General features: G+C 43.0%; 5 protein-coding genes. 2 read left to right on the forward strand and 3 right to left on the reverse strand.

All coding sequences use genetic code 11. The features are described from left to right. The coding region (locus B4J23_RS08135) for a Mur ligase domain-containing protein (protein WP_291359869.1) at nucleotides 1-483 on the reverse strand (483 nt) is incomplete at its 3' end. Nucleotides 484-495: 12 nt separating this feature from the next. Continuing rightward, nucleotides 496-1593 carry an undecaprenyldiphospho-muramoylpentapeptide beta-N-acetylglucosaminyltransferase gene (murG, locus tag B4J23_RS08140; protein WP_291359871.1) on the reverse strand — a complete coding sequence of 366 codons (1098 nt, stop codon included), beginning with the start codon at nucleotides 1591-1593 and terminating at the stop codon, nucleotides 496-498. A 409-nt stretch (nucleotides 1594-2002) separates the two neighbouring features. Here murG and B4J23_RS08145 point away from each other — a divergent pair, with 409 nt between their 5' ends. Continuing rightward, the gene (locus tag B4J23_RS08145) at nucleotides 2003-3205 is read left to right on the forward strand and encodes a CynX/NimT family MFS transporter (RefSeq protein ID WP_291359873.1); all 1203 of its coding nucleotides are present in this window, start codon (nucleotides 2003-2005) and stop codon (nucleotides 3203-3205) included. Between the two features lie 40 nt (nucleotides 3206-3245). Here the strand turns inward: B4J23_RS08145 and gshB are convergent, their stop codons facing one another. Continuing rightward, the gene (gene gshB, locus B4J23_RS08150) at nucleotides 3246-4193 is read right to left on the reverse strand and encodes a glutathione synthase (RefSeq protein ID WP_262478035.1); all 948 of its coding nucleotides are present in this window, start codon (nucleotides 4191-4193) and stop codon (nucleotides 3246-3248) included. Nucleotides 4194-4323: 130 nt separating this feature from the next. On the opposite strand from gshB, the gene B4J23_RS08155 reads away from it, so the two are divergent. Further along, nucleotides 4324-4518, forward strand: coding sequence for a DUF3565 domain-containing protein (locus B4J23_RS08155; RefSeq protein WP_286740185.1), 195 nt, complete (start codon nucleotides 4324-4326; stop codon nucleotides 4516-4518). The last annotated feature ends 171 nt before the right edge of the window (nucleotides 4519-4689 follow it).

Below are 4689 nucleotides of genomic sequence, written 5' to 3' on the forward strand. Positions count from 1 at the left end.
ACGGTTTAGCAAACCGCCGATCACATAAGTTGGATCCAGATTTTCTTCTGCCAGCATACAGGTGATCAGGCTGGTGGTTGTGGTTTTACCGTGAGTGCCTGCAACCGCGATCCCGTGACGGTAACGCATCAGCTCACCCAGCATTTCTGCACGGCGGACTACCGGTGTACGGGTTTCAAGAGCCGCCTTGATTTCCGGGTTTTCCTTATCAATCGCGGTAGATACCACGATGACATTGGCACCCTTAATATTGCTGGCTGCATGGCCGATATAGACCTTGATACCATTTTCTTCTAATTGAGCCGTAGTTTTAGAGGCCTTGATGTCTGAACCAGAAACTTTATACCCCTGGTTTTTCAGTACTTCCGCGATCCCGCACATCCCTGCACCACCAATCCCTACAAAATGGATATGCTTGATCCGGCGCATTTCCGGGACTTTAATTAATTTCTTTGCTTGGTCTGCTGGGGTTACTGGAGACATAATTTACTCGGATTACAATTCTTGAATTAAACGGACCACATGCTGGGTCGCATCGGGTTGAGCCTGACGGCGTGCTTTGATCGCCATTTCCATCAATATCTGACGGTCAAGCATCGGCTCTAATAAGGTTTTTAAACTGTCTGGCGTCAAAGTAGCCTGCGGGCAGATTTTGGCTGCCTGCTGATTGGCCAAGAATTTGGCATTCGCAGTCTGGTGGTCATCAACCGCACTTGGTAGCGGTACAAAAATCGCGGCTACACCGGCAGTTGCAATTTCAGTAACCGTTAGTGCACCGGCACGGCAAATGACCAGATCGGCGTCGCTATAAGCTTGGGCCATATCTTCAATAAACGGCTGAACTTCAACTTGCAAGGAGGCGGGTTTGTCTGCATAACGTGCGCGCGTTGCTTCAGCATGATTTTGACCACACTGATGATAGACATTTAAGGGCACATTCAACTGTTTCAAGGCTTCCGGCACACGTTCATTTAAGGCCTGAGCCCCAAGTGAACCACCAACAATCAAAATTCGTAGCGGCTGGCCAGCTTTTTCCCGCTCCTGATAACGCCAGGATGGATTTAAAATTTCAGTAATTTCTTTACGTACCGGATTACCGGTGGTTACTACTTTATCTTGTGCCGGGAAAGTATCAGGAAAAGCCTGACATACCGTTTTAGCGACCCGTGACAACTGGGTATTGGTAAAACCCGCGACTGCATTTTGCTCGTGAATAATTACAGGAATACCCAGGATCCGCGCTGCCAGACCACCCGGTCCTGCCACATAACCGCCAAAGCCTGCAACAGCTTCGACTTTGAGCTGTTTCATATGCTTCATAGCACTAAGAGTGGCTTTTAAAATTTTAAACGGGGCCAAGACTTTACGCACAAAACCATTGCCACGCACACCTTGAATATCGATTTGATAAATTGGAATATTATGGTTTTTTAATAATCGGTTTTCCATGCCCGCTGGTGTTGCCAACCAGGACACTTCAATTCCTTGTTGTTGTAGATCTTTTGCAACGGCTAACGCTGGAAACACATGTCCACCCGTACCTGCGGCCATCATCATGACATGTTTAGGCTGTTTTTGCTGAGCGTCGGTCACGGTCTAATTCTTCAATTAAAAAATGAAACAGGAGGTCTAATTTAAGTCATCAATTGTAATCACAAACGCTTGCCCTTGAAAGTTTATTTACCTTATTTCAACAAGCGTTTCATTGTTTTTTTCATACTAATTTGAAGTTTAAACTAGTTTTATTATAAGGTCTGCATTTTTCCTTAGACTTAAGTGAAATATAAGCATAATTTTTAAATATTTTTCATTTAATCTTTTTATAGTCATTCCCCAAATCTATACATTTTTCACTAATTACTGGCTATTTTTCCATTTAATTCATCCTATTAACTTATGCCTAAATCATATAAATCTGAATAAAATTTTATGTTATCCCTATATCTATATAATTTTTTTCAAATTGATCTGCATATTCCTTAAATGGACTCAAGCATTATAGATGTCAAAAATATCAATTCGTGACTTATGGATTATTTTAGCCGGTTATCTGGCGGCCATGCATGTCGGTAAACTGTCTGCTGTTATTCCCATTCTGCAACAGGATTTAGGTCTAAGTTTTACGCAAGCCGGGTTTTCGCTATCTTTAGTGCAAGGGGCCGGGATGCTGTTTGCCCTTTGTATTGGTGCTTTTTCAGAAAAAGTGGGTTTAAAGCGCTGCCTGATTCTGGCGTTAATCATTTTAGGGTTGAGCAGTATCGCTGGCCTCTGGATTCAGCATGCCACAGCCTTATATTTCTTCCGCTTTACCGAAGGTATCGGATTTTTAACTATTTCCTTGTGCGCGCCTGCAATTTTAAAACGGATCAGTCGGCCTGAAACACTGAATTTTAAAATGGGACTCTGGAGTTCCTATATGGGTGTCGGTGTCAGTCTTGCTGTTTTTAGTATTCCTGTTTTACTCGAATACCTGAACTGGCAGAATATTTGGGCTATTCTCGGCAGTCTATGCTTGATTATTGCAGGCATCATTAAACGATACCTGCGAATAGATTCAATGGCATTTGCATCTAACACAATTCCTCAACCAGTACCGTCAAATACTTCATTCTGGCAGATTGTCAAAGTTACCCTTACCCATCCACCCATTCTGTGTTTAGCTATTATTTTTGCCTGTTATACCAGTCAGTGGATTACCGTGACCGGGTTCCTGCCCAGCATGTACGTCAAACATGGTATTGATTTAAAAGTTGCAGGCGTTCTGGTTTCAATCGTGGTACTTGCCAATCTGGGCGGCACTTTTGGTGCAGGTATGTTGTTACAACGTGGCTGGAAACCCAAGACGCTATTCAGTACCGGATTTACAGCCATGCTGTGCAGCAGCTTTCTGGCCTTTGCAGCCAGTTCATGGCTCATGTTCGACTTACAGTTTATAAGTGCTGTACTGTTTTCACTGATTGGTGGAATTATCCCGACCACTGTTTTTGCCATTACTTTGCAGCATGCCCCGCGTGCCAATGCCGCAGCAGCCAGTGTGGGTCTGGTTTTACAGCTTTCAGCCTGTGCCCAATTTTTTATGCCACCTTTGAGCGCAGCACTGGTTTCGACCACACAGAATTGGGCTTATATCGCGGCAGTTACCGCTAGCCTTTCTATATTAGGAATCTTAATGACCTTGCTTTTATTCAAGCGTTATGCCCAATAAAAAAGAGCCTCAGATGAGGCTCTTTTTTATTATTGAAAGCTTAGGCTTGACCCAGACCGGCTTCCAGTACATCAAACAGGTCATCTGCAATGGAGGTACCAAACTGGGTATCAATTTCACGGATACAGGTTGGACTGGTGACATTAATTTCAGTGACATAATTGCCAATCACATCCAGACCGACAAATACCAGACCTTTTTCTCTGAGATAAGGACCCACTTGCGCTGCAATAGCTCTATCATTCTCAGTTAATGGACGCGCTTGGCCTAAACCACCTGCTGCCAGATTGCCACGCACTTCACCATTTTGCGGAATACGGGCCAGACAATACGGCACAGGTTCGCCATTGATCATCAGGATGCGCTTATCCCCTTCTACAATTTCAGCAATATAACGCTGTGCCATAATCGGCTGGTTACCATTGTTGGTCAGAATTTCAATGGTTGAGCCAATATTGATACCATCCTGATAGAGACGGAAAATTCCGGTGCCGCCCATACCATCCAGTGGTTTTACAATGACATCGACATGCTCTTTTAAAAATTCACGGATCAGGCTTTGTTGCGACGTTACCAAAGTCGGAACTTGCAGATGCGGGAACTGAGTAGCAAACAGCTTTTCATTGCAGTCGCGCAGGCTTTGCGGTTTGTTGATAATCCATGCCCCTTCACGTTCTGCCTGTTCCAGAATATAAGTGGTATAAACAAAGTTCATATCGAATGGCGGATCTTTACGCATCAGCACCACGTCATAAGCCGCAATCGACTCTTTTTTCTTTTCACCCAGTTCGTAGTAATGGTTATAGTCTTCAAATACCTGCAAAGGCGAGATCAGACCAAAGGCCTTACCTTGGTCGATATATAAATCTTGCTGTAATGCATAACCGAGTTCATGTCCACGGCGTGCAGCTGCCCATAACATGGCCATGGTTGAATCTTTTTTCAGGTTTACATTTTCGATGGGATCCATCACAACAAGTACGCGCATGTCTCTGTGCTCTTTCTTAAAAATACATTAGCAAGGAGTATAGCCTGTGCAGTTTCTTTTGTTTATGGTGATTTTGCATGACTAATTTTGTATAAATGCTTAAATACTTTAATCAACAAGAGCACTTATCATGCAGCAGGCAATTGTCGGCTTTCATCTGGATGAAGAAAATCATTGGGTTGCTGAGCTGGCCTGTGGTCATGGTCAGCATGTGCGGCATAATCCCCCTTGGCAAAACCGTCCCTGGGTCATGACTGAACAAGGCCGCAAAGAAAAACTAGGCGTCTTATTGGACTGCAAAAAATGTGAAATACATGAGGATTAATATCTTATAAATCAACATAGTATATATACTCACCCTAAGTATTTTGTCTTCTTTATAAAATTGATTAAAAAACCTGAATAAAAATAATAATACCTTGCTTATAAAGGTATTATATTTTTTGATAAATGCACTTAATTTTATGATTTAACGATTATTTTTTGAAATCATGGT

Source organism: Acinetobacter sp. UBA3025 (genome assembly GCF_002367915.1).
Classification (GTDB): Bacteria; Pseudomonadota; Gammaproteobacteria; order Pseudomonadales; family Moraxellaceae; genus Acinetobacter.

Excerpts from the sequence above, each read along its gene's own strand:
- B4J23_RS08145 (WP_291359873.1), top strand. The coding sequence starts at position 2,003 with ATGTCAAAAATATCAATTCGTGACTTATGGATTATTTTAGCCGGTTAT.
- gshB (WP_262478035.1), bottom strand. The coding sequence starts at position 4,193 with ATGCGCGTACTTGTTGTGATGGATCCCATCGAAAATGTAAACCTGAAA.
- B4J23_RS08155 (WP_286740185.1), top strand. The coding sequence starts at position 4,324 with ATGCAGCAGGCAATTGTCGGCTTTCATCTGGATGAAGAAAATCATTGG.